The 22,045-nt window shown below is 71.8% G+C and carries 23 protein-coding genes; 5 read left to right on the forward strand and 18 right to left on the reverse strand.

Translation table 11 applies throughout. The features are described 5' to 3' along the window. The 3 genes from ACTIDRAF_RS34450 to eccB all read right to left on the reverse strand — a co-directional run. Nucleotides 1–918 (reverse strand): WXG100 family type VII secretion target (locus ACTIDRAF_RS34450; protein ID WP_016698418.1); only part of this gene is annotated, 918 nt, incomplete at its 3' end. 19 nt (nt 919–937) lie between these two features. Continuing rightward, nucleotides 938–1,258: a hypothetical protein gene (locus ACTIDRAF_RS0209080; RefSeq protein ID WP_016698419.1), complete on the reverse strand. Its 321-nt coding sequence runs from the start codon at nt 1,256–1,258 to the stop codon at nt 938–940. A gap of 155 nt (nt 1,259–1,413) precedes the next feature. Next, nucleotides 1,414–3,078: a type VII secretion protein EccB gene (gene eccB / locus ACTIDRAF_RS27965; protein WP_083886181.1), complete on the reverse strand. Its 1,665-nt coding sequence runs from the start codon at nt 3,076–3,078 to the stop codon at nt 1,414–1,416. A 283-nt stretch (nt 3,079–3,361) separates the two neighbouring features. On the opposite strand from eccB, the gene eccE reads away from it, so the two are divergent. Both eccE and ACTIDRAF_RS0209095 read left to right on the forward strand, forming a co-directional pair. Continuing rightward, nucleotides 3,362–4,543: a type VII secretion protein EccE gene (eccE, locus tag ACTIDRAF_RS0209090; RefSeq protein ID WP_016698421.1), complete on the forward strand. Its 1,182-nt coding sequence runs from the start codon at nt 3,362–3,364 to the stop codon at nt 4,541–4,543. Next, nucleotides 4,540–5,265, forward strand: a complete 726-nt coding sequence (locus ACTIDRAF_RS0209095) for a hypothetical protein (protein ID WP_016698422.1) — start codon at nt 4,540–4,542, stop codon at nt 5,263–5,265. The genes eccE and ACTIDRAF_RS0209095 overlap by 4 nt, the downstream gene beginning before the upstream one ends. Before the next feature lie 229 nt (nt 5,266–5,494). Here ACTIDRAF_RS0209095 and ACTIDRAF_RS27970 read toward each other — a convergent pair whose 3' ends face one another. After that, nucleotides 5,495–6,220, reverse strand: a complete 726-nt coding sequence (locus ACTIDRAF_RS27970; protein WP_083886183.1) for a TetR/AcrR family transcriptional regulator — start codon at nt 6,218–6,220, stop codon at nt 5,495–5,497. Between the two features lie 279 nt (nt 6,221–6,499). Here ACTIDRAF_RS27970 and ACTIDRAF_RS27975 point away from each other — a divergent pair, with 279 nt between their 5' ends. The 3 genes from ACTIDRAF_RS27975 to ACTIDRAF_RS0209115 are packed head-to-tail and all read left to right on the forward strand — an operon-like array spanning nt 6,500 to nt 11,021. After that, nucleotides 6,500–7,741, forward strand: coding sequence for a glycosyltransferase (locus ACTIDRAF_RS27975; RefSeq protein ID WP_052168758.1), 1,242 nt, complete (start codon nt 6,500–6,502; stop codon nt 7,739–7,741). Nucleotides 7,742–7,745: 4 nt separating this feature from the next. Further along, the gene (locus tag ACTIDRAF_RS0209110) at nt 7,746–9,227 is read left to right on the forward strand and encodes a UDP-glucose dehydrogenase family protein (protein WP_016698425.1); all 1,482 of its coding nucleotides are present in this window, start codon (nt 7,746–7,748) and stop codon (nt 9,225–9,227) included. Nucleotides 9,228–9,278: 51 nt separating this feature from the next. After that, the gene (locus ACTIDRAF_RS0209115; RefSeq protein ID WP_016698426.1) at nt 9,279–11,021 is read left to right on the forward strand and encodes an MDR family MFS transporter; all 1,743 of its coding nucleotides are present in this window, start codon (nt 9,279–9,281) and stop codon (nt 11,019–11,021) included. Here ACTIDRAF_RS0209115 and ACTIDRAF_RS0209120 read toward each other — a convergent pair. The 14 genes from ACTIDRAF_RS0209120 to secY form a co-directional block, all read right to left on the reverse strand. After that, nucleotides 10,994–12,163, reverse strand: coding sequence for a S1 family peptidase (locus ACTIDRAF_RS0209120; RefSeq protein WP_016698427.1), 1,170 nt, complete (start codon nt 12,161–12,163; stop codon nt 10,994–10,996). The genes ACTIDRAF_RS0209115 and ACTIDRAF_RS0209120 overlap by 28 nt on opposite strands. A gap of 420 nt (nt 12,164–12,583) precedes the next feature. Further along, the gene (gene truA / locus ACTIDRAF_RS0209125; RefSeq protein ID WP_052168759.1) at nt 12,584–13,471 is read right to left on the reverse strand and encodes a tRNA pseudouridine(38-40) synthase TruA; all 888 of its coding nucleotides are present in this window, start codon (nt 13,469–13,471) and stop codon (nt 12,584–12,586) included. 3 nt (nt 13,472–13,474) lie between these two features. Continuing rightward, on the reverse strand, nt 13,475–14,041 hold the full coding sequence (gene rplQ / locus ACTIDRAF_RS0209130; RefSeq protein WP_016698429.1) for a 50S ribosomal protein L17: 567 nt from the start codon (nt 14,039–14,041) through the stop codon (nt 13,475–13,477). Nucleotides 14,042–14,098: 57 nt separating this feature from the next. Further along, nucleotides 14,099–15,154: a DNA-directed RNA polymerase subunit alpha gene (locus ACTIDRAF_RS0209135; protein WP_016698430.1), complete on the reverse strand. Its 1,056-nt coding sequence runs from the start codon at nt 15,152–15,154 to the stop codon at nt 14,099–14,101. 124 nt (nt 15,155–15,278) lie between these two features. Next, nucleotides 15,279–15,887: a 30S ribosomal protein S4 gene (gene rpsD, locus ACTIDRAF_RS0209140; RefSeq protein ID WP_016698431.1), complete on the reverse strand. Its 609-nt coding sequence runs from the start codon at nt 15,885–15,887 to the stop codon at nt 15,279–15,281. 23 nt (nt 15,888–15,910) lie between these two features. After that, nucleotides 15,911–16,315, reverse strand: a complete 405-nt coding sequence (gene rpsK / locus ACTIDRAF_RS0209145) for a 30S ribosomal protein S11 (protein WP_016698432.1) — start codon at nt 16,313–16,315, stop codon at nt 15,911–15,913. A gap of 33 nt (nt 16,316–16,348) precedes the next feature. After that, a complete protein-coding gene (rpsM, locus tag ACTIDRAF_RS0209150; RefSeq protein ID WP_016698433.1) occupies nt 16,349–16,729 on the reverse strand; it encodes a 30S ribosomal protein S13 in 381 nt (126 codons plus the stop codon). 195 nt (nt 16,730–16,924) lie between these two features. Beyond that, nucleotides 16,925–17,038, reverse strand: a complete 114-nt coding sequence (gene rpmJ / locus ACTIDRAF_RS0209155) for a 50S ribosomal protein L36 (protein WP_016698434.1) — start codon at nt 17,036–17,038, stop codon at nt 16,925–16,927. A 55-nt stretch (nt 17,039–17,093) separates the two neighbouring features. Continuing rightward, complete coding sequence (gene infA, locus ACTIDRAF_RS0209160; protein WP_005166804.1) at nt 17,094–17,315, reverse strand: translation initiation factor IF-1; 222 nt, start codon at nt 17,313–17,315, stop codon at nt 17,094–17,096. Nucleotides 17,316–17,618: 303 nt separating this feature from the next. After that, nucleotides 17,619–18,104 (reverse strand): DUF1707 SHOCT-like domain-containing protein, encoded by a 486-nt coding sequence (locus tag ACTIDRAF_RS0209165; RefSeq protein ID WP_016698436.1) that lies wholly within the window; start codon nt 18,102–18,104, stop codon nt 17,619–17,621. A 209-nt stretch (nt 18,105–18,313) separates the two neighbouring features. Further along, nucleotides 18,314–18,733: a DUF1707 SHOCT-like domain-containing protein gene (locus tag ACTIDRAF_RS0209170; protein ID WP_026065925.1), complete on the reverse strand. Its 420-nt coding sequence runs from the start codon at nt 18,731–18,733 to the stop codon at nt 18,314–18,316. Nucleotides 18,734–18,818: 85 nt separating this feature from the next. Beyond that, the gene (gene map / locus ACTIDRAF_RS0209175; protein WP_016698438.1) at nt 18,819–19,613 is read right to left on the reverse strand and encodes a type I methionyl aminopeptidase; all 795 of its coding nucleotides are present in this window, start codon (nt 19,611–19,613) and stop codon (nt 18,819–18,821) included. Between the two features lie 103 nt (nt 19,614–19,716). Next, entirely contained in the window at nt 19,717–20,271 is a 555-nt protein-coding gene (locus ACTIDRAF_RS0209180) for an adenylate kinase (RefSeq protein WP_016698439.1), read from the reverse strand. Next, the gene (gene secY, locus ACTIDRAF_RS0209185; RefSeq protein WP_016698440.1) at nt 20,271–21,581 is read right to left on the reverse strand and encodes a preprotein translocase subunit SecY; all 1,311 of its coding nucleotides are present in this window, start codon (nt 21,579–21,581) and stop codon (nt 20,271–20,273) included. Before secY ends, ACTIDRAF_RS0209180 begins: the two co-directional genes overlap by 1 nt. Nucleotides 21,582–22,045: the final 464 nt, after the last annotated feature.

Here is a 22,045-nt window from a genome sequence, read left to right on the forward strand (position 1 = left end):
GTGCACCGGCCGATCGGACTCGGGTGCCGCCCCCACCGAGCCGGCACCGGGACCGCCACCGCCCGAGGGCACCCCACCGCCTCCGCCGCCGGGCGCGCCACCACCCCCGCCAGCGCCCGCGCCCGCCACGTCGACCGCGCCAGGGGCACCGCCCCCCGGGCCGGAGGGCACGTCGAAGGTCCAGTCGTCCTCCGGGAAGACGTGCGCCATGCGCAGATCGGAGAAGACGGTGTCGCCACCCAGCCCCGAGCACAGGCCGACCAGCGCGCGTAGCACCTCCCGGACCGCCTCGAACAGCTCCAGCAGCGGCTCGCGCATCGTGACCAGGTGGTCGCGGGCCCGCTCCTCGCCGGCGACCGGGACGGTCAACGCCTCCGACACGGAGTCCGCGCTGCCCGCGAGCACCTCGACCATGTCCCGCACGAGCTGCCGGATCGCGTCCGCCGTCACGTCCAAGGCGTCGGCGACGGCGATCATGGTGTCCGCCATCGCGTTCGCGGCGCGGACCACCTCCTGGACGTGTTCGACGAACGAGTCGGCGTCCTCCCCGGTCCACGCCTCGTCCAGGCCACCGAGGGGGCCGGCCGCCTCCTCGGCCAGCTCCTCGACCCGCCGGGCGGCGACCCGCCAGTGCTCGGCCTGCTCGTGCATGTCGCTCCAGCGACCGACCACGGGGCCGAAGTACTCGTGCACCGGGTCCGGCACCCCGAGCTGGTCGGAGATCCAGGACAGGAAGCCCAGGTGTCCGGCGGCGTCCCCGGCGAGCCGGTCACCGTCCGGGCCCCCAACGGCCGCCTCCTCGGGGAGCCACGGTGGACGGTCCCCCGGGGCACGGGTGTCCCCGATCCCCGGGGAGCGGGCGAAGGCCGGGCCGTCGGGTGTGCCGGCGCGGTCGGCGGAGTAGCGGTCGGGGAACACGGGCAACTCCCTGTGCGGGTCAGGCCGAATCGGCGCCGGAGCGGTTCAGTGCCGCCGCGCTGTCCTCGTCGTGGGCCAGGTGGACGCGGGCCACGTTCCGCAGCGCCACCGAGGCGGCCAGCAGCACCTCGCGCCCCCGGGCCAGCTGGGAGTCGAGGTGGTCACACACCTCGGCGTACGCGGTGTCGGTGCCGACCTCGACACCCAGCTCCCCGAAGGTCTCCGCGCCCACCCCGTCCACGTGGACGGTCTGACCGACCTCGCCGAGGTCCTCGGAGACGCGTTCCAGCCGACGCGCGTAGTCGGTGACCCACTCCGGGTCGATGCTGATGTCTGCCACGTCGGGCTCCCTGGATGCTCGTCGTCAGCACGACGGCCGTGGGTGTGTGTCCGGCCGTGGCGCGGCGCGCACTCCGGACGAGGCCGTTCGGCCGATGAGACGCCGGCGGCGGCCCGGAAGTTCCCGGACCGCCGCCATCCGTGCCCCACCAGCCGTCAGCCGTCCTGGGGGAAGCCCTCGAACCACCCGTCCCCGGGGGCGTTCGGGTCGGGCGCGTACTCGCCGGCGCCCTCCTCGACCTCGAGCCGGCGGTCACCGCTCTCGTCGAAGGGGACGTAGTCGAACACCAGGTCGGCGTTGTTCTGGTCCAACCGGGGGCCCGCCGGCAGCAGACGCAGGATCGGTTCCGGGGCGGGCGGCAGGGTGCTGCCCTCCGGCAACAGCCCCAGTGCCGTGACGTGGAGCATGTCCGGGATGGCGTACCGGACGCCCCGGTCGGACACGAAGTGGATCGGTCCGCTCTGGAAGCTGCCCTCGGAGGTCGTGCTGCGGACGACGGCCGCGTTCCCCGGTGGCATGAAGAAGTAGTCCGCCGCGTTGTCGGCGCCCAACCGCACCCGTTCCAACAGCGGGTCGTCCTCCGCCGCGTCCGCGCCCCGCAACTCGATGTCCTCACCGACCCGCAGCTCGGTGCGCTCCCGGTCGTCCGAACCGTTCCACGCGAAGCAGGTCACCGGGTTCTCCATGTAGGGGACCGGTCGCAGCGGACGGCTCGGCAGGTCGCGGATCTCGACGAGGTCGGCATCCGCGGCCGCGCCGAGCCGGGTGATGTCCACCCGTTCGACCAGCGGCACCTCCGCCTGGGCCTGTCCCTGCGACCAGCGGATGAGCTCCGCGACGCCCTCGGGGATGTCCTGGTACCCGCTGTTGAGCACGACGTAGTAGTCCCGGCCCTGCCCGGACGCGTCCAACGCGGCCACCACGGTGCCGATCCCCGCCGCGTTGCCGTCGGGCAGCACGAGTTCCCGGTCGGCGGGGAGCCCCTGGTCCGGGATGTCCGGGGCCGCGTAGTCGTCGACGGTGGGGATGCTGTTCAGCAACGCCTCGGTCATCAGGTGCGGCTCACGCAGCCCCGAGGCCAGCGTCGCCTGGTTGACCTGGTGGTTGGGGTCGACCCAGGCGCGGACCACGGCACGCGACCCGGCGCGGGTGTCATCCGGGCGGTAGATCGCCCACATCTCGCCGTCGGCCTCGGAACGGGCGACGACCACCTCGTCCTCGGCGAGCGCCCGGCCCGGCAGGTCGTGCACGCCGGCGAGCACCGAGGTCTCCACGGATGCCGAGGCGGCCGGGTTCGCCAGGCTGTCGTCGAAGGACGCCCAGTCGCACACCGTCCACAGCGGATCGATCCGCCGCTCCGAATCGGGCATCTTCTCCGGTGCCCCGGGGATTCCGGTCAGCTGGCTGCCGATGGTGATGTCGGCCAGCACGTCGTCGCTGACGAACGACGGCTCGGGCAGCCCGGCGGACGCGCCGCCCTGCATCCGCATCTGGAGCAGTTGCGCCGAGGCCATGTTCATCATGGGGATCAGCTGGAGCGCGTTGTTCTGCTCCACGGCGACGTAGATACCGCCAGAGGGCTGCGCCATCACGATCTCACCGGCGCTCGGTGGACTCGCCTTGGGCGAGATGACACCGAAGATCAGGAAACCCAGCAGCGCCACGGCGGCGAGCGCCATCCCCGCCACCACGGAGCGCTGGTGGGTGCGCATCGGATCGTGCAGCATCACCGCGTCCTTGCGGACCAGCGCCGACTGCATTCGCCTGAGGACGAAGCGGTAAGCCTGAACCTGGGACTTGGTGGTAGGTGTTGAGGGCATTTGCGGCCTATAGCTCCCTAGTCCACGGTACCGTTCGGCAGGATAGCGGGCAGCAGCACGACTGTGGCGCCGTTTCCCGATAAGGGCGCCGGGCGGGCGCGGCCCCCGCCGACAATCCGCCGTCTTGCATCAGCGAGGGGGAGAGACCGAACGGATGAGCGTGACCACACCCAGCCCTGCCCAGCCCCGGCGGCCGCAACCGTCGCCGCCAGCGGCGCCGCCGACGGCGCGGGTCGGCAGCGCGCGACGGCGGGCGACGGGCGCCAGCCTCGGCCCACTGCCGGTGACCAACGTCGTGGTCCTCGAGGTCGGGCTGGCCGTGGGACTGCTGTTGCTGGCGGTCAGCACCAGTCTCTGGCCGGCCTCCGCCGGGGTGCTGCTCGTCGCGCTGGTCGTGGCCTTCACCCGCTGGAAGGGGCGCTGGCTCACCCAGTGGACGAAGCTGACCCTCGGCTACGCCGTCCGGTCGCACACCAGGGTGGCCCACCCACCGGCCCGCGACGACGACGAGGAGGTCCGGCTCGACGACAAGCCCGTGACCGGTCCCGAGGACGCCCGGGTGTCGTTGCTCCGCCTCGCCCTGCCGGACCTGGTGGTGGCGCAGGGCACCGACCACGAACGCGGCCAGGTCGGACTGGCGATGCACGACGGCACCTGGACCGCCGTGCTGCTCGTCGAACCGCCCCCCGCCCTGGTCACCCACGTCGGCGCGGCGCCGAACCTGCCGTTGGGCGCGTTGACGCCCTGCCTGGAGGACCGCGGCGTCATCCTCGACTCGATCAAGGTGATCTGGCACTGCTACCCCGGCAGCGCCGCCCTACCGCCCAACTCGCCCGCGCTCAACTCCTACCTCGAGGTGCTCGGCCCGCTGCCGGCCGCCGCCCGCCGCACCACCTGGGTCGCCGTCCGGCTCGACCCCAGGCGCTGCCAGCAGGCCATCAGCGAGCGAGGGGGAGGCGTGGTCGGCGCCCACCGGGCGTTGATCGGCGCGCTCTCCCGTGTCCGCTCCGCACTGGAGCGGCAAGGAGTGACCACCCGGCCGCTCGACGTGGACGAGGTGTTGCGTTCCGGGATCTCCGCCGCCAACCTCCAGTCGGTGGCGGGTGCCAACAAGAAGGTCGGGCTGCGCGAACGCTGGACCGGGGTGACCGCCGGCGGGGTGGGGCACGCGAGCTACGCCATCACGCGGTGGCCCGGCAAGAGCGGGATGAGGAACATCAACGCCCTCACCGGTGTGCGGGCCCTGTCCTCGACGGTGACCCTGTCCATCTCGCCGAGCGAGGAGGACGGCAGGGTGGGTCTGCGGGGGCTGGTCCGGGTCAGCGCCAGGACACCGTCCGAACTGGAGGCGGCCGACGGGAAACTGAACGCCCTCGGCGAGAAGCTGGACATCACGCTCACCCCGCTGCGAGGCCTCCAGGTGGCCGGACTCGCCGCGACCCTGCCCCTGGGAGGATCGGCATGACGAGCAGCCGCCTGGCCTACGGCCCTTCCGGCCGGGGCGTCGCACCGGAGTTCGTGGTGTCACCCGAGCTGCTCGACGCGGTCAGCCCGGCCGGTGACCGGGGTGGCATGGTGCTCGGTTCCGGCATGAAGAACGAGCCGTTGACCATCTCGGTCCTGCGTCCCGCGCCGACCCGGATCGTGCTGGTCGGCGGGTTGTACCTGGCGCGCCAGGTCGCGCTCCGCGCGATGGCGACCGGAGCGTGGGTGGTCATCGCGACCGGGCGCCCGGCGGCCTGGCAGTCGGTGGCGCGCGCCGCCGGGCAGGGCCCGGACGGTCGCCCCGTGCCGCTGGTGCAGGTGCGTCGGCTGTCGCCGGTCGAACTGCCCCGCCCCACCGATGACGGGCCCCTGCTGGTGGTCCACGACGGCGGGCACGTTCCCCAGGAGCTCTTCCCACCCCGGTCTCCCTGGCAGACGACGATGTACGTACTGCCGTACCTGCATCCGCAGGCCGCCGGTACGGCCAACGCGGCGGACCTGGTGCTGATGCAACGGCTGCCGGTGGGCCAGGCCCAGTTGGCCGCGCGGATGTGGCGCCTCCCCCCGCCGATGGTCAACCAGCTGGCGAACCTCAAGGACGACGGGGTGATCGCCCTCGGGCGCAACCTGTGGCGCCCCTTCCGCCTGATCACCACCAAGAAGGAGCAGGAGATCCTCGGCCCGGTCCGTCGGGGCGACTGAGGCCTCCGGGGCCGGCCCCGGAGGCGACCGGGCCGCGAGGACGTCCCACCCACCCGGTGCCGGACCGTGGGAGCGGGTCCCGTGGCCCACCTTCCTGGCGCGCCCGGCTCGGTCCCGTCCCGGCCGGGCGGCGAACAGCGCCGCCCAGCCCGCCCTCGGCGGAGTCGGCGACGGCACCGGTGGCCGCGGACGGTGGGCGGTAGGTGGGACGCGCCCCCTTGACCACCTCTCAACGGGACGGGCTGGTATCCGCGGCGGTGTCGGGCGAGGACCTGCTCCCCCGCCCGGGAACGTGCCGGCCCCCACCTCCCCGGGCGTCGCGGGGGCCGGGGTCCACCAGCGGACGCACCAGCGCCGCCGCCAGCCCGCGCACCCGGTCGGGGTCCCCACTACCGAGCTGCGGTGTCCGCACGACCGCCTGGAGCATGCCGACCCCGATGAGCAGCGCGGCGACCAGTTCGGCGCGGAGCCTCCCGTCCTCACCCGGCAGCCGGCGCGCGAGACCGTGGGTGAAGTCGTCGGTGACCAGCTGGCGCAACCGTTCCATCGCGGGCGCCCTGCCCGGCGAGCGCAGCAGTGCCACGAGGCCGGGAGCGCCCTGTTCTCCCTCCCGCGAGAACAGGTCCCCCAGGCCGGGGCCGATGGCGTCGAGAGGGCCGGCGAGCAGCTCACCGATCGCCGAGGTGTGCGCGGACACCTCGGCGAACAGGGCGTCCTTCGATCCGAAGTAGCGGTAGACGAGCGCCTGGTTCACCCCCACGTCGGCGGCGACCTCCCGCACGCTGGTCCGGTCGTAGCCGTCCCGCGCGAACCGGAGGACCGCCGCCATCAGCAACGCCGACCTGGTGGCGTCGGCGTCCTTCCGGCGGGCGGGGACACCTCGTTCCACCGCAGCGCCCGGTTCCTCCTCCGCCACCCGCCACCCCTCCCACCATGATGTCGGTGTGATCCACATCTCCCCCGACGAGGGATCAGCGTATTGACCGTCAGCAGTCGACTGGATACGTTCGGTGAAGTAATCCGTTGCTGACTTCTGGCTGACCGATCGCTGACCGGCCCCTCGACGCCCTGGACGCCAGCCAACGCGCTCCCCGCACCGATCCTGCCGACCCGGGACGGGCCGAGCCAGCTCGACGCCACAACACAACCGTGCCGCCGGACCGTGATCTGGGCCCGGGGGCCTCCCCTGCCCGCGTACCGCCCGCCGCCGACCGCCTCAGGAAAGGACCATTCCGTGCGAGTGCTGTGCAGCGTCACCGGTTCCCCCTCCCACGCCCGAGCCATGCTCCCGGTGGCCAGCGCGGTGGCCAGAGCCGGGCACGAGGTGCTGGCCGTGGTGCCCGCCGCGCTCACCCACGTCTTCGCGGGCGAGAGCTTCCCGGTCCGGGCGGCCCTGGGGCCGATCGAGGAGATCCTGCGGGACCAGCTCGCCAGCGGGGAAATCACCCTCGCCCAACTGGGGGACCCCGCCGTGATGATCCGGGAGTTCGTCGGCGGCCCGCAGGTGACCCGCAACGTCGGCGCCATCCGGCCGATCGCGGAGTCCTTCCGCCCGGACCTGGTGCTCCGGGACGGCACCGAGTGCGCCGGAATGCTCGTCGCCGAGGCGCTGGGCGTGCCCCACGTGTCGGTGCCCAGCGGAGGCGGCAACCTGGTCGACCCGGTCGACCTCGTCGACCACCTGAACCGGCGGCGCCGGGAGGTGCACCTCCCCGAGCAGGGCCCGGACGCGCTCTACCGGCACGGCCGGCTGGACTGCGTCCCACACCGCTACACCTTCAACACCCACGACGTGCCGCCCGCGATCACCTACCGGCAGCCCGACACCGTCGCCGACCGGGAGGCTTTGCCCCGCTGGGTGTCCGAACTCGACCCCACCCGCCCACTGGTTTTCGGAGCGGTCGGCACCGCGCTCTCGATGGTCCTCGACGCGCCGCCCCAGCCCGGCCTCGAGGACGCCCCCATGCCCGATCCCGCCGAGGGGCTGCGCGCCATCATCGAGGGGCTGGGCCAGCTCGACTGCGCCGCGATCGTGTCGACCGGAGGAGTACCGCTCCCGGACCTGGCCCAGCCGTCCAACGTCCACGTCGTCACCGGGATCGCGCAGCCGCTGCTCCTCCAGTGCGTGGACCTCTTCGTGACCCACGGCGGCTACAACAGCATCCGGGAGTCGTTGCGGGCCGGCGTGCCGATGGCGGTCGTCCCGCAGTTCGGCGACCAGCCGGTGAACGCCGACCGGATCGCGGAGCTCGGCCTCGGTCGCCACGTGGCAGAGCAGACCGCCGACGCTGTCGCCACCGCCTGTTCCGATCTCCTCGCCGACCACGCCACCACCGGCAGGGTGCGGGCCGCGCAGCGGGAGATGCTGGCGCTGCCCCACGTCGACCAGGTCGTCCCGCGCCTCGAGGAGATCGCCGGCACCGTCCGCCGGTCCGCCACCCACGCCGACGGCACCGTCGGCGCCGCCAGGGGGTGAGGGCATGACGCAGAGCAGTCCACCACCCGACAGCTCGAGCCGGCCACCCCGGCTCACGGTGATCGGCGCCGGGTACCTGGGTGCCACCCACGCCGCGTGCATGGCCGCGCTCGGCTTCCAAGTCCTCGGCGTCGACGTCGACGCCGAACGGGTGGACCGGCTCGGACGCGGCGAGGTGCCCTTCCACGAACCGGGGCTTCCCGAGTTGTTGTCGGCCCAGGTGGCGGAGGGCCGCCTCCGCTTCACCACCTCCCTCGCCCAGGCGGCCGAGTTCGGGGACACGCACTTCGTGTGCGTGGGCACCCCGGAACTCGCGCCGGGGTGCGGGGCCGACCTGTCCCAGGTCGTCACCGTGATCGAGGCGCTGGGCCCCCTGCTCACCCGTCCGTGCCTCGTCGTCGGCAAGTCCACGGTTCCCGTCGGTACCGCCGAACCGCTCGCCCGCCGCCTCCGCGAGCTGTCCCCGGCGGGTGAGGGCGTCCGACTCGCCTGGAACCCGGAGTTCCTCCGGGAGGGCCACGGCATACAGGACACCCTGCGGCCCGACCGCCTCGTCTTCGGCGTCGCCGACGCCGAGTCGGAACGGGCGCTGCGCCGCGTGTACGCGCCGTTGTTGGCGGAAACCCCGACGCGGCCGGCCACTCCGGTCGTGGTGTGCGACCTCCCGACCGCGGAGCTGGTCAAGGTCGCGGCCAACGCCTACCTCGCCACCCGGCTGTCCTTCGTCAACCTCGTCGCCGACGTCTGCGAGGCCAGCGGAGCCGACGTCGTCCCCCTCACCCGTGCCCTCGGGCTCGACCCCCGCATCGGCGGCCGGTTCCTCCGGGCCGGACTGGGCTACGGGGGCGGGTGCCTGCCCAAGGACCTCCGGGCGTTCACGGCCCGCGCGGAGCAGCTCGGAGCGGGGCGAGCGGTGGAACTGCTCCAGGCGGTCGACCGGATCAACGTGGAGCGCCGGAGCCGGACGGTCGCCCTCGTGCGCGAGGAGCTGGGCGGTGAGGTCGCCAACGCCCGGGTCGCCGTGTTGGGGGCGGCCTTCAAACCCCACTCGGACGATGTGCGCGACTCACCCGCCCTCACCGTCGCCGCCGACCTGCACCTGAGCGGCGCGCGGGTGGCGGTGCACGACCCGCACGCGTTGGCCAACGCCCGCCGGGAGCTGCCTGCCGTCGACTACGCGGACTCCGCCTACGAGGCGGCGACCGGAGCCGACATCGTCCTGCACCTCACCGAGTGGCCCGAGTACGCGGCGCTCGACCCCGCTCGACTGCGGCGCCTCGTGCGCCGGCCGAGGCTGCTCGACGCCAGGAACACCCTCGACCGGGAGCACTGGACCCGGGCCGGGTGGTCCGTGCGTTCCCTCGGACGGCCCCGCGCCAGCGGCCGTCCGACCCCCGCCTCCCGCCACCACGGCCGCGTCCTCGGAACGGCGCGCTACGGCGGTACGGGCAGCCCGGCGGTGGGAGGTACCGCTCGGGAGCCGTGACGGGAGCGACCGTTCGCCAGCCTTCCCCGGACCGACAGGAGGTGTGTGCGCGTGGCCGACACGGTGCCCCCCGCCACCAGCCCGCCGCCAGGGCACCAGTACGACCACCGCCAGGTGCTTCGGGTGCTCTCCGGGCTGCTGGTCGGGATGTTCCTGTCCGCGCTGGACCAGACCGTGGTGGCGACGGCGATGCGGACCATCGCCGACGAACTCCACGGCCAGACGGTCCAGGCGTGGGCGACCACCACCTACCTCGTCACCGCCACCGTCGCCACGCCCTTGTACGGCAAGCTGTCGGACCTCTACGGGCGCCGACCGGTGTACCTCGCGGCGATCGGCATCTTCCTGCTCGGTTCGCTGCTCTGCGGGCTGGCGGCCTCCATGCCCCAGCTGGCCGCCTTCCGCGCCGTGCAGGGCCTCGGCGGCGGTGGCCTGTTCTCACTGGCGTTCGTCATCGTCTCCGACCTGGTCCCGCCCCGGGAGCGGGGTCGGTACCAGGCCTACTTCATGGCGGTCTTCGGATCAGCCAGCCTGCTCGGCCCCGTGGTGGGCGGTCTCTTCGCGGGAGCGCCGGACCTCCTCGGGCTCGCCGGATGGCGGTGGATCTTCCTCGTCAACGTGCCCATCGGGGTCGTGGCGGTCCTCGTCGTCCACCGGGTGCTCGACCTCCCGGTCCCCGGCGGTGGCCGACGGGTGGACTACCTGGGAGCGGTGACCCTGGTGGTGGCCGTCGTGCCCCTGCTCACGGTCGCCTCCCACGGCCGGGACTGGGGCTGGGGATCCCCCACCTCCGTCCTGCTCTACCTGGTGGCCGGGTTCGGCCTCCTCGCCTTCGTGCTGGTGGAACGGCGCTCACGCGACGCCGCGCTCCTGCCACCGCACCTCTTCCGCATCCGGACCTTCGTCCTGGGCAACGCGCTCAACGTCCTGGTGGGGATGGCGATGTTCGGGAGCCTCGCCGTGCTCCCCCTCTACCTCCAGATCGTGCGGGGCCACTCGGCGATGGTGGCCGGCCTGTTGCTCCTCCCCCAGACGCTCGGCAACGTGGTGGCCACGATCATCGTGGGCCACCTGATCACCGCCTCCGGGCGGGTGCGCCCCTTCGCCGTGTTCGGCTCCGCGACCAGCGCCGTCGCGTTGCTGCTGCTGAGCACCGTGGGCACCGACACCCCCCTCGCCCTGGTCGGTCTCCACGCGCTGCTCCTCGGCGTCGGGGTCGGGGTCGCCATGCAGACCCTCACGCTCATCGTGCAGATCGGGGCACCCCGGGCGGACCTCGGTTCCGCCACCTCCTCCAGCCACTTCTTCCGCCAGATCGGGGGTTCGGCCGGGACGGCCGTCCTGCTCTCGGTGCTCTTCGGGCTGGTCGGCGGGCGGGTGGACCACGCGTTCGCGGCCGCCCGCGCCGACCCGGACTTCGCCCAACACCTCACCGAGCCGGCCGTCACCGAGGACCCGGCCAACCGCCCGGTGCTCGACGCCGTGACCGAGGACGGCCGGCTGGCGGTCGACCTGGACAACACCGAGTTCCTGGCCACCGTCGACCCGGTGTTGGCCGCCCCGGTCCTGGCTGCCTTCGCCTCGGCCGCCGCCACCGCCTTCCTGGTGGGCGCGGTGGCCGCGGTCCTGGCGTTCCTGGTCGCGTTGCTGGTCCCGGACGCGCGGTTGGCGGGTCGTGAGGACCCGCCAACCGCCCCGGAACCCGGAGTCGGTCCCGCCACCGACCCGGTCGGACCGGTGTCCGGGGCCGGCGGCGACCTGGGAGGTCAGGCCAGCACGAGGGACAGGCCGTAGGCGGACAGGATCGGGTTGACCGGCGCGAAGAACGTCCGACCGCCGGTCACGCAGTCACCCGACCCACCGGAGGTGACGCCTTGCGCCTGGTCCCCGGTGATGAAGGAACCCCCGGAGTCACCGCCCTGCGCACAGGCGCTGGTCTGGGTCGTGCCGTAGACCGGCCCCTGCTCGTAGTTCACCGTCACGTTCAACGCCTGCACGGTGCCGCACCGCCACCCCGTCGTGGAACCCGAGCGGCAGATCGAGGAGCCGACGGGCGCGACCGAGGAGCCCCGCACGAGGACGTCGTGCACGGTTCCCCAACCGAGGACCACCGGTTCCGTCCACCAGCCGTGACCGATGCGCACCCAACCGTGGTCGTTGCCCGGGAAACTCGCCGCCGCGACGTTGCCCATCAGCGACCAGTCCCACCCGTGCACCGTGCTTCCCGCACCCCCGCAGTGCCCGGCCGTCACGAACCCGCCGTGCACGGAGAACCCGATGGAACAGCGCGTGGTGCCGTTGATGTAGTAGGGGTCGCCACCGACGGTGCCCGCGGCGAAGGTCTCGGGCCGTTCGCCCACCTCGAGCACGGTGACCGGTCCGAGGCTCTCCGCCTCGGCGAGGAAGGCGGCGGTTTCCTGGGCGTCTGCACCGGTGTCAGCGAGAACGGTGACGACGACCTCGTTCGCGACCGGGTCGACGTACCAGCTGGTCACCTCCGCCGGCGGAGCCTCCTCCTCCGCCACCGCGTTCAGCTCGGCCACCACCGCGTCGAGGACGGTGGCGCTGTGCTCGACGACCTCGACGTCCACGTCGGCAGCCGCTCGAACGGCGTCGGCGACCCCCGCATCGGTCACGCCCACGACGAGCCCCCCTCGGTCGGCGTCGAACCACGCCCCCGCGTAGGCCGCGCCGGCCGCGTCCTCCGCCGGGTCCACCGCCTCCATCGCGGCGAACTCCTGGCCCAGCCGGGTCTCCGCCTGCCGAGGGGTGATGTCGAACTCGTCGGCCATGCTCGCCAGCAGGCCGGGTGAGTAGTACTGGTGCTCCGGGGTCGGGGTGGGGCGTTCTCCCGCGGAGGCGGCCCCCATTCCGGTGAGGGTCGCGGTGACCACGGCCGCGGTGGCGACCAGGCCGGTCAGGCGAACGGGTCTCATCAGCCAGCTCCTTCGTACGTGCGGGACGGCCAGCCGAGGACAGCCAGCCGGCGGGAGGGAAGGACTGAGACGGCGGCGCCGCCGGCCAACGGGCCGGGGAGACCGGGGGGTGGGGCGAACCGGCGGACCGGCACGGCCACACCCGTCCTGAACAGGACGAACATCGGGTGAACCCGGAACCGACACTATTCGGATTCCACCGGCGAAGTACCCCTGAAGGACGCATCACCACCTGCGCCGAGCACCGCAGGAGACCGGTCAGCGAAACAGGACATCCTCGAGCGGAACGGCGGGACGGCCGCCACCCGGGGTGCCACCGACCGCCCGCGCCGACCGACCTGTGCGGTGCTCGCGCGGTCGCGGCGGGTTCTGGTGCGCCCCCGGCTGGACGGCCGCGCCGGCAGGTCGGAGAGGAGCCCCTCAGCCCGGGGAGGTGGGCGGGCCCGGCACCCGTAGCCGGCGGGTGCGTTCGGCTCTGGCCGCCAGCCCGGTGTCGTCCGGGTAGTCGACCCCGGTCAACGCCAGCCCGTGCGCGGGCGCCACCACGACGTCGTCGACCCGACTGGACCGGGCCAGCAGCGCACCGGGCCACTCCACCGGCCGGCGCCCGTCTCCGACCGCCAGCAGCGCGCCGACCAGGCTGCGCACCATCGAGTGGCAGAAGGCGTCCGCGCTCACCCTGGCCTCGATCAGGTGGTGCGCGGCGGTCCCCGGTTCTCCCAGCCGCTCCCACCGCAGGCGTTGCAGGGCGCGGACGGTGGTCGCGCCCTCCCGGCGCCGGCAGTAGGCGGCGAAGTCGTGCTCCCCGAGGAGGGCCGCCGAGGCGGCGTTCATCGCGGCCACGTCCAGCGGGCGGCTCCAGGCGAGCACGTGCCGCCGGGTCAGGGGCTCACCACCGACCGGCGAGTCGGTCAGGCGGTACACGTAGTGCCGGCACAACGCGGAGAACCGCGCGTCGAAGTCGGCTGGGACCGCGCGGGCGTCCAGCACGCGCACGTCGGGCGGCAGCAGCCGGTTGACCCGCCGGGCCAGCTGGCCGGGCACCACCTCCGGTGGGAGGTCGCAGTGCGCGACCTGGCCGGTGGCGTGGACTCCGGCGTCGGTCCGGCCGGCGACGGTCAGCCGGACGTCGAACCGCAGGATCATCGACAGCGAGTCCTCCAGGACACCGCACACCGTGCGGCGGCCGGGCTGCCGAGCCCAGCCGGAGAACTCCCCGCCGTCGTAGCTGATGTCGAGTCGTACGCGAACGAGCCCGCCACCCTGCGCGGGAGTGGCGGGCTCGCTCGGCGGTGTCGCGTGGCTCAGGACTCAGTCCTTCTTCTCGTCGGACTTGTCCTCCGCCTCGGAGGCCTTGGCCTCGTCGGCCTCGGCCGCGGTGTCCTCGGCGGGGGTCTCCGCCTTGGTCTCCTCGGCGGCGGCCTCGGTCGTGGTGTCCTCGGCCTTCGTCTCCTCGGCCGCGGTCGTCGCGCTGTCGGCGAAGGTGGTCTTGCGGGCGGCCTCGGCCTCCGCGGTGACCGTCTTCTCGTTCACCAGCTCGATGACGGCCATCGGGGCGTTGTCACCCTTGCGGGGCATCGCCTTGATGATCCGGGTGTAACCGCCGTTGCGGTCGCCGAAGAAGGGGCCGATCTCGGCGAACAGCTTGTGCAGCACATCCTTGTCCCGGATGACCCGCAGCACCTCGCGGCGGTTGTGCAGGTCACCGCGCTTGGCCTTGCTGATCAGCCGCTCGGCGAACGGCCGGAGCCGTTTCGCCTTCGCCTGGGTGGTCTTGATCCGGCCGTGCGTGAACAGCGACGTGGCCAGGTTGGCCAGCATCAGCCGCTCATGGGCCGGGGACCCGCCGAGACGGCGACCCTTGGTTGGGGTGGGCATCGGTTGCTCCTCGGTTGCGTCCTCGCATCCACCGCGCTCGGGAAAGCGGGCGGTGGATCAGAGCTGCTCAGTCTCTGCGTAGTCCTGACCGTCGTCGTGACCGTCACCACCGTCGCCGTTGCTGGACCACCCCTCGCTGGGGTAGTCGGCGGCGGCGGCGGAGGGGTCGAACCCGGGCGGGCTGTCCTTGAGCGCCAGGCCAAGGCCGGCCAGCTTCATCTTGACCTCGTCGATCGACTTCGCACCGAAGTTGCGAATGTCGAGCAGGTCGGCCTCGCTGCGCGAGACCAGCTCGCCGACGGTGTGAATCCCCTCCCGCTTGAGGCAGTTGTAGGAACGCACCGTGAGGTCGAGGTCCTCGATCGGCATCGCGAAGGCCGCGATGGTGTCCGCCTCGGAAGGAGACGGGCCGATCTCGATGCCCTCGGCGTCCGAGTTCAGCTCCCGGGCCAGCCCGAACAGCTCCACCAGCGTCTTGCCGGCGGACGCCACCGCGTCGCGCGGCGTGATCGACGGCTTCGTCTCGATGTCGAGAGTCAGCTTGTCGAAGTCGGTCCGCTGCTCGACACGGGTCGCCTCGACCTTGTAGGTCACCTTCAGCACCGGCGAGTAGATGGAGTCGACCGGGATCCGGCCGATCTCCGCGCCGGCCTGCTTGTTCTGCACGGCGGGGACGTAACCGCGACCGCGCTCCACGACCAGCTCGATCTCGAGCTTGCCCTTGCCGTTGAGAGTGGCGATGTGCAGGTCGGGGGTGTGCACGGTGACACCGGCCGGAGGAACGATGTCCCCGGCGGTGACCGGACCAGGCCCCTGCTTGCGCAGGTACATGGTCACCGGCTCGTCCTCCTCCGAGCTCACCACGAGCTCCTTGAGGTTCAGGATGACGTCGGTGACGTCCTCCTTCACCCCGGGGATGGTGGTGAACTCGTGCAGGACACCGTCGATGCGGATGCTGGTGACCGCGGCCCCCGGAATCGAGGACAGCAGCGTCCGCCGCAGCGAGTTGCCGAGCGTGTAACCGAAGCCCGGCTCCAGCGGCTCGATGACGAACCGGGACCGGGTCTCGGAGACCGTCTCCTCGGTCAGTGTCGGTCGTTGCGAGATGAGCACTTCGTCTTGTCCTTTCCCAGCGGCGCCCGCTATTTGACGCCGAGTGGATGTGGATCGCCACGGTCTGGTCGACCCACCACGGTGACCGTGCGTCCAGCACGGCCACCGTTCGCCAGTGGAGGCCTCAGTTCTTCGAGTAGAACTCGACGATCAGCTGTTCCTGGACCGGCGTGTTGATCTGCGCCCGCTCCGGCAGCTGGTGCACCAGCACCCGCAGCGTGGAGGGCACGACCTGGAGCCAGGCCGGGGTGGGCCGGTCGCCGAGGGTCTCCTTGGCGATGATGAACGGCGTGGTGCCCAGCGACTTCGGCTTCACGTCGATGATGTCGAACCGCGACACCTGGAAGCTGGGGATGTTCACCTTCTCGCCGTTCACCAGGAAGTGACCGTGGCTGACGAGCTGACGCGCCTGGCGGCGGGTCCTGGCCAGGCCCGCGCGGTAGATCACGTTGTCGAGCCGGGCCTCCAGGAGCTGGAGCAGGTTCTCACCCGTCTTGCCCTGGCGGCGCGAGGCCTCCTCGTAGTAACGGCGGAACTGGCGCTCCAGGACCCCGTAGGTGAAGCGCGCCTTCTGCTTCTCCTGGAGCTGGAGCAGGTACTCGCTCTCCTTGATCCGCGCGCGGCCGTGCTGGCCGGGCGGGTAGGGGCGGCGCTCGAAGGCCTGGTCACCGCCGACCAGGTCAACCTTGAGACGACGGGACTTGCGAGTCGCGGGTCCGGTGTAGCGTGCCATCTGTTCTTACTCCTCCCCGCGCCTCAGACCCGGCGCCGCTTCGGCGGCCGGCAACCGTTGTGGGGCTGCGGGGTCACGTCCTGGATGTTGCCAACTTCGAGTCCGGCGGCCTGCAGCGACCGGATCGCGGTCTCCCGGCCGGAGCCGGGGCCCTTGACGAACACGTCAACCTTGCGCATGCCGTGCTCGGAGGCCTTGCGGGCGGCGTTCTCCGCGGCCATCTGGGCGGCGAACGGCGTCGACTTGCGGGAGCCCTTGAACCCGACGTGGCCGGCCGAGGCCCAGGCGATCACCGCGCCGGACGGGTCGGTGATGGACACGATCGTGTTGTTGAAGGTGCTCTTGATGTGCGCATGACCGTGCGCGACATTCTTCTTTTCCTTGCGCCGGACCTTCTTGACCCCGGCGCCGCGGGTCTTGGGTGGCATGTCTCTCGTCTTCTCCTCAGTGCGCGCGAGGGGTTACTTGCGCCCGGCCTTCTTCTTGCCGGCCACGGTCTTCTTCGGGCCCTTGCGGGTGCGGGCGTTGGTCTTGGTCCGCTGACCACGCACCGGCAGCCTGCGACGGTGCCGAAGCCCCTCGTAGCAGCCGATCTCGACCTTGCGGCGGATGTCGGCGGCCACCTCGCGGCGGAGGTCACCCTCAACCTTGTAGTTGTTCTCGATCTGGTCCCGCAGACGCACCACGTCGTCGTCGGTCAGGTCGCCGGTCCGCAGGTCCGGGCTGATCCCGGTCGCGGCCAGCAGCTCCTTGGCGCGGGTACGGCCGATGCCGTAGATGTAGGTCAACGCGATCTCCATCCGCTTGTCGCGGGGAAGATCGACGCCAGCGACACGTGCCATCCGGCGCGTTCTCCTTTGTCTCTTCGCTCCAGGTCTGCTCCTCCGCCGCCCCGCGGCCGCGAGTGCGGCCCGGGCCCCGGCCCGGAGTCCGGGGGTCAGCCGTGCTCCACGCACGACAGGTCGAAGGAGATGTGTCGTTCTCTCGTCGTCTGCTCCGCGACAAGCGTCACGCGACGGTCACCGCGTCGGGGACGCTCAGCCCTGACGCTGCTTGTGACGCTGGTTGTCGCAGATCACCAGAACCCGCCCGTGACGGCGGATCACCTGGCACTTGTCGCAGATCTTCTTGACGCTCGGCTGGACCTTCACGGTCGTGCTCTCCTGCTCGGACGCGTGCCCGGGACCAGCCCGGGCACCGTGGAGGTCACTTGTAGCGGTAGACGATGCGCCCACGGGACAGGTCGTAGGGCGACAGCTCCACGACTACCCTGTCCTCGGGCAGGATGCGGATGTAGTGCTGCCGCATCTTGCCGCTGATGTGGGCCAGGACTTTGTGGCCGTTCTCCAGCTCGACTCGGAACATCGCGTTGGGGAGCGGCTCGACTACGCGACCTTCGACCTCGATGGCCCCGTCTTTCTTGCCCATGTCCTCCGCGTTTCGTGACGGTGTCATTTGGCGGTCGCACCCGGTCGACCAGGACGAACGCGGTCCCCGGGTGCCGGCGGACCACTCGCGCTGCTTCCCGCGCCACCCGGACGCGCGCCGACGGACGGGACCGTCGATCACACCGGGAGGGGAGTGCCGCCCCAGGCCCGTCGAGAACCGGCCCGCCGCACGACACACGGCACGATGAGTCAGCGCGAGGAGTGCGCCGTTGAGCCAGTGTAGCCCTTCGCGCAGGTCAGCTCCACCTGGGGCACGACGCACCCGTGAACACCGGCGCGGACGTCAGTCCGAGTACCGCTTCCCGGCCCCGCTCAGGGCCATGACGAGGATCACCGCTCCCCACGGACCCGCCACCCACAACCACCACGGGTCCGCCGTGCCCCCGCCGGTGAGGAAGCCGATCAGCCAGATGGTGAAGGTGATGGCACTGACCGAGGCCCACGCCTCGGCGGCACGCCTCAGGTCGGACTTCCGCCGCTCAGCCGGGAGGCACCCGGTCCGTTCGGCGACCCGCTGGTCGTCGCGGCCCTGCCCGGGCTGGCCCTCGTTGCCCCGGGTTACCCCGGGCTCCTCGCTCGGCGCCGGCAGATCGGTCGTCAGCCGCTCGAGCTCCCCGTAGGTCCGCGCCGCCAGCGCGTCCCGCAGTCGGGTGTCGTACTCCGACACGCTGAGCCGGCCGTCCGCCTGCGCCTTCCCCAGGCGCTCCGCGACCCGCTGCCGGTCGCCGTCCGAGGCCCGCATCTCGCTCCAGGACACCGGCTCGCCCACTCGACCCTCCCCAGGGAACGCGCCCACCACGCCACTCCCGGTCACCGACCTCCCGGGTGGCGGAGTGCCTCCATCCATGGTACTTCGGAGGCGACCCGCGCGGTGCCGGTACGCACCGGGTGAGGACCGAGGCCTCGACCGCGGGCGCGGTCGTGCCGGCTCGGCCACGCCGGCCGGGGTGGCACGGGGAGCGACGCGGCCGGCCGGGCTCACGAACTCCTCGGCCGCCCGACCCCGCTGGCGTAGAGGGCACCGAGCACGGCACCGGGTGGCACCGCCACCCACAACCACCACGGGTAGACCGGCCAGCCCGTCAGGTGGAGCAGGCCCCAGATGACGAGGTTCGCCACCGAGGCGCTCAGCCAGATGGTCGTCAGCACCCGCATCGTGGTGCCGCCCGCGCCGGGGGCGAACACCCGCCGCCGCCCCTTGGGCCGGGGGACCGGCAGATCAGCGACGACCCGGTCCAGCTCGCCGGTGGTCTTCGCGTCCCACGCGGAGCGCACCCGGCTGTCGAATTCCGAAAGGTCGAGCAGGCCCTCGGCGTGCGCCCAGTGCAACTGGTCCTGAACCCGCTTGCGGTCGGCGTCGGACGCCCGCATGGCGTCGGCACGAATAGGCTCGCTCACGCTGACATCCTTCCGCATCCGCCTGCCGCCCGGGAGCGGTTCACCGAACTCGGTGCCCGAATCGAACCCGGTGGCGGCGGGCGGCTCAGTCCTCGGCCGGCGCCGTCAGCACCCACGGCCCGTCCGAGGTCAGCGCGACCGTGTGCTCCCAGTGCGCCGCCCTGGTTCCGTCGGCGGTGACCACGGTCCAGCCGTCCGACAGCTCGCGGGTGTCGTCCGTGCCGAGGGTCAGCATCGGTTCGATGGCCAACGCCATCCCCTCCCGGAGCTTGGGCCCCCGCCCCGGCCTCCCGAAGTTGGGGATGAAGGGCTCCATGTGCATCTCGGTGCCGATACCGTGCCCACCGAAGTTGGCGACGATCCCGTACTCGACGCCGTGCTCCTCCTGCACCCGCAGGGTCTCCAGCTCGATGGCGTGCGAGATGTCGCTCAGCCGCTTCCCCGGGCGGCAGGCATCGATGCCCGCGAGCATGGACAACCGGGTCGCCTCGGACAGCCGGAGATCGGCCTCGGACGCTTGGCCCACCGGCACCGTCACCGCCGAGTCACCGTGCCAGCCCTCGAGGATGGCCCCGCAGTCGACGGAGATCAGGTCTCCCTCCGCCAGCACCTGGGTGCTGGCGGGGATGCCGTGCACGACCTGCTCGTTGACCGAGGCGCAGATCGAGCCGGGGAAGCCGTGGTAGCCCTTGAAGGACGGGACGGCGCCCGCCTCCCGGATGTGGGTTTCGGCGATCTCGTCGAGCTCGGCGGTGCTGGCACCGGGGCGGACCGCCGACCGCACCGCGGCCAACGCGCCGGCGACCACCAGCCCCGCCGCTCGCATCGCCTCCAGCTCACCACGCGACTTGAGCTGGATTCCCCGGCTTCGCTTCAGCACGTCTCGGCCCCTGCACTCTTTCGCACTCGTGCCCTCCGACCTCGTCGGAGGGCACCACTCGGTCATGGAAGCGGCCGGTCCCTCGACTGGGACCGGCCCGCCGTCAGGAGCCCGTCACCCCGAGCGCCCGCAGCGCCCGCCCGGTGATCTCCTCGATGGAGCCCAACGCGTCGATCCCCACGACCTTCGACCGGTAGTAGTCCAGCACCGGAGCCGTACTCCCCCGGTAGGCCGCCAGGCGGGTCCGGATCACGTCCTCGGTGTCGTCCGCGCGACCCCGCGCCAACATCCGGGTGACGACCTCGTCCTCCGGCACCTGGAACTCCAGCACCGCGTCCAGCTCGTGCCCCTGGCCGCCGAGGAACTCGGTGAGCACCTCGGCCTGCCCCACCGTCCGGGGGAACCCGTCGAGCAGGAACCCGCCCACCGCGTCCTCCTGGCGCAGCCGGTCCCGAACCATGCCGTTGGTGACCTCGTCCGGAACGAGCTGCCCCTCGTCCAGGTAGCGCTTGGCTTCCTCCCCCAGCGGCGTCCGCTGACTGATGTTCGCGCGGAACAGGTCCCCCGTGGAGACGTGGGGGACGCCCAGCTTCGCGCTGAGGACGGCTGCCTGCGTGCCCTTGCCCGCTCCGGGCGGGCCTACCAAGACGAGTCGCACTACCGGAGGAACCCTTCGTAGTTTCGCTGCATGAGCTGGCTCTCGACCTGCTTCATGGTGTCGAGACCGACGCTCACCATGATCAGCACGGCGGTACCGCCGAACGGGAAGTTCTGGTTCGCGCCTTCCTCGGTGATGCTCAGGAAGAAGTTCGGCAGCACCGCGACGATACCCAGGTAGATCGAGCCGGGCAGCGTGATCCTGCTCAACACGAAGCTCAGGTACTCCGCCGTCGGACGGCCCGGGCGGATGCCCGGCACGAAACCACCGAACTTCTTCATCTCGTCCGCCCGCTCGTCCGGGTTGAACGTGATGGACACGTAGAAGTAGGTGAAGAAGATGATCAGCCCGAAGAACAGGAGGATGTGCACCCAGCTCGACTGCGGGACGATGTAGTCGTCGATGAACCGGTTCAGCCATCCGGTGCCGTCACCGACCAGCTGGGACATCAGCTGCGGCAGGTACAGCAGCGAGGAACCGAAGATGACCGGGATCACGCCGGCCTGGTTGACCTTCAGCGGCAGGTAGGTCGAGGTGCCGCCGTACATCCGCCGGCCGACCATCCGCTTCGCGTACTGCACCGGGATCCGGCGCTGGGCCTGCTCGACGAAGCAGACCGCCACGATGATGGCCAGGGCGAAGATGCAGACGACGGTGAAGACCACGCCGCCCTGGGTCTGGAGGATGTTGCTGCCCTCGGCCGGGATCCGGGCCGCGATGGAGCAGAAGATCAGCAGCGACATGCCGTTGCCGACGCCGCGCTCGGTCACCATCTCGCCGAACCACATCACCAGCGCGGTACCGGCGGTCATCACGATCACGATGACGACGAGGTTGAAGACCGAGCCGTCCGGGATGACCTGGTGCGGGCAGTTGCCGAACAGCTGCCCGGACCGGGCGAGCGCCACGAAGGTGGTCGCCTGCAGGGCGGCGAAGGCCATCGCCAGGTACCGCGTGTACTGCGTCAGCTTCGCCTGGCCGGACTGGCCTTCCTTGCGCAGCTGCTCGAACCTCGGGATGACCACACCGAGGAGGTTCACGATGATGCTCGCGGTGATGTAGGGCATGATGCCCAGCGCGAACAACGAGAGCTGGAGCAGCGCACCGCCGCTGAACAGGTTCAGCAGCGAGTAGATGTTCGCACTGCCGCTGTTCTCGATGAGTTCGAGACACTGCCGGATGTTGGGCGAGGAGACACCAGGCGACGGAACGTTGGCCCCGAGCCGGTACACCGCGACGATCCCGAGGGTGAACAGGATCTTCTTGCGCAGGTCCGGCGTCGTGAGAGCCGCGCGGAAGGCGCTGAGCACGCGTGACCTCCTCGGCGTCGTCGGCCTCTCCGACCGACGATCTTCGTGGCCGGCGAATGCCGGCAGCATTGCAGCCTGCCGCGCAGGCAACCCGGCCCCGTGCCTGATGACACGAAGCGTGCACGACTCTAACAGCCTGCCCGGGGTTGACCACCAGTGCTGTGGGGAAACTTGTCGATCTACCGCCGCTTTCCGCACACCGGGCGGACACCGGAGGGCCGGGTGTCGTGCGCTTCTTCGTCCACTCGTACCAGTGGCGCGGCCCCGAACTCCCACGTTCGTGTCACAAGCCCCCCCGGACCCCGGCCCCGGCCGGGCGACGATTCACACCGGGTCACGGCCGCCGCCGGTCGGTCACCGAATCCGATGATCTCCGAGCCGGCGCGCCACCCCGCATGCGTTCCGGCGCGGCATCTGCCCCGAACGACGCGAACGCGCGCGGCCCGCAGGGACGAACTCCCCTG

It is taken from the genome of Actinoalloteichus spitiensis RMV-1378 (genome assembly GCF_000239155.1).
Classification (GTDB): Bacteria; Actinomycetota; Actinomycetes; order Mycobacteriales; family Pseudonocardiaceae; genus Actinoalloteichus_B; species Actinoalloteichus_B spitiensis.

What these genes read in the sequence shown, in the direction of transcription:
- eccB (WP_083886181.1), bottom strand. Translation starts at nt 3,078, where the DNA reads ATGCCCTCAACACCTACCACCAAGTCCCAGGTTCAGGCTTACCGCTTC.
- ACTIDRAF_RS0209095 (WP_016698422.1), top strand. Translation starts at nt 4,540, where the DNA reads ATGACGAGCAGCCGCCTGGCCTACGGCCCTTCCGGCCGGGGCGTCGCA.
- ACTIDRAF_RS27970 (WP_083886183.1), bottom strand. Translation starts at nt 6,220, where the DNA reads ATGTGGATCACACCGACATCATGGTGGGAGGGGTGGCGGGTGGCGGAG.
- ACTIDRAF_RS0209110 (WP_016698425.1), top strand. Translation starts at nt 7,746, where the DNA reads ATGACGCAGAGCAGTCCACCACCCGACAGCTCGAGCCGGCCACCCCGG.
- ACTIDRAF_RS0209120 (WP_016698427.1), bottom strand. Translation starts at nt 12,163, where the DNA reads ATGAGACCCGTTCGCCTGACCGGCCTGGTCGCCACCGCGGCCGTGGTC.
- rplQ (WP_016698429.1), bottom strand. Translation starts at nt 14,041, where the DNA reads ATGCCCACCCCAACCAAGGGTCGCCGTCTCGGCGGGTCCCCGGCCCAT.
- rpsD (WP_016698431.1), bottom strand. Translation starts at nt 15,887, where the DNA reads ATGGCACGCTACACCGGACCCGCGACTCGCAAGTCCCGTCGTCTCAAG.
- rpsK (WP_016698432.1), bottom strand. Translation starts at nt 16,315, where the DNA reads ATGCCACCCAAGACCCGCGGCGCCGGGGTCAAGAAGGTCCGGCGCAAG.
- rpsM (WP_016698433.1), bottom strand. Translation starts at nt 16,729, where the DNA reads ATGGCACGTGTCGCTGGCGTCGATCTTCCCCGCGACAAGCGGATGGAG.
- infA (WP_005166804.1), bottom strand. Translation starts at nt 17,315, where the DNA reads ATGGGCAAGAAAGACGGGGCCATCGAGGTCGAAGGTCGCGTAGTCGAG.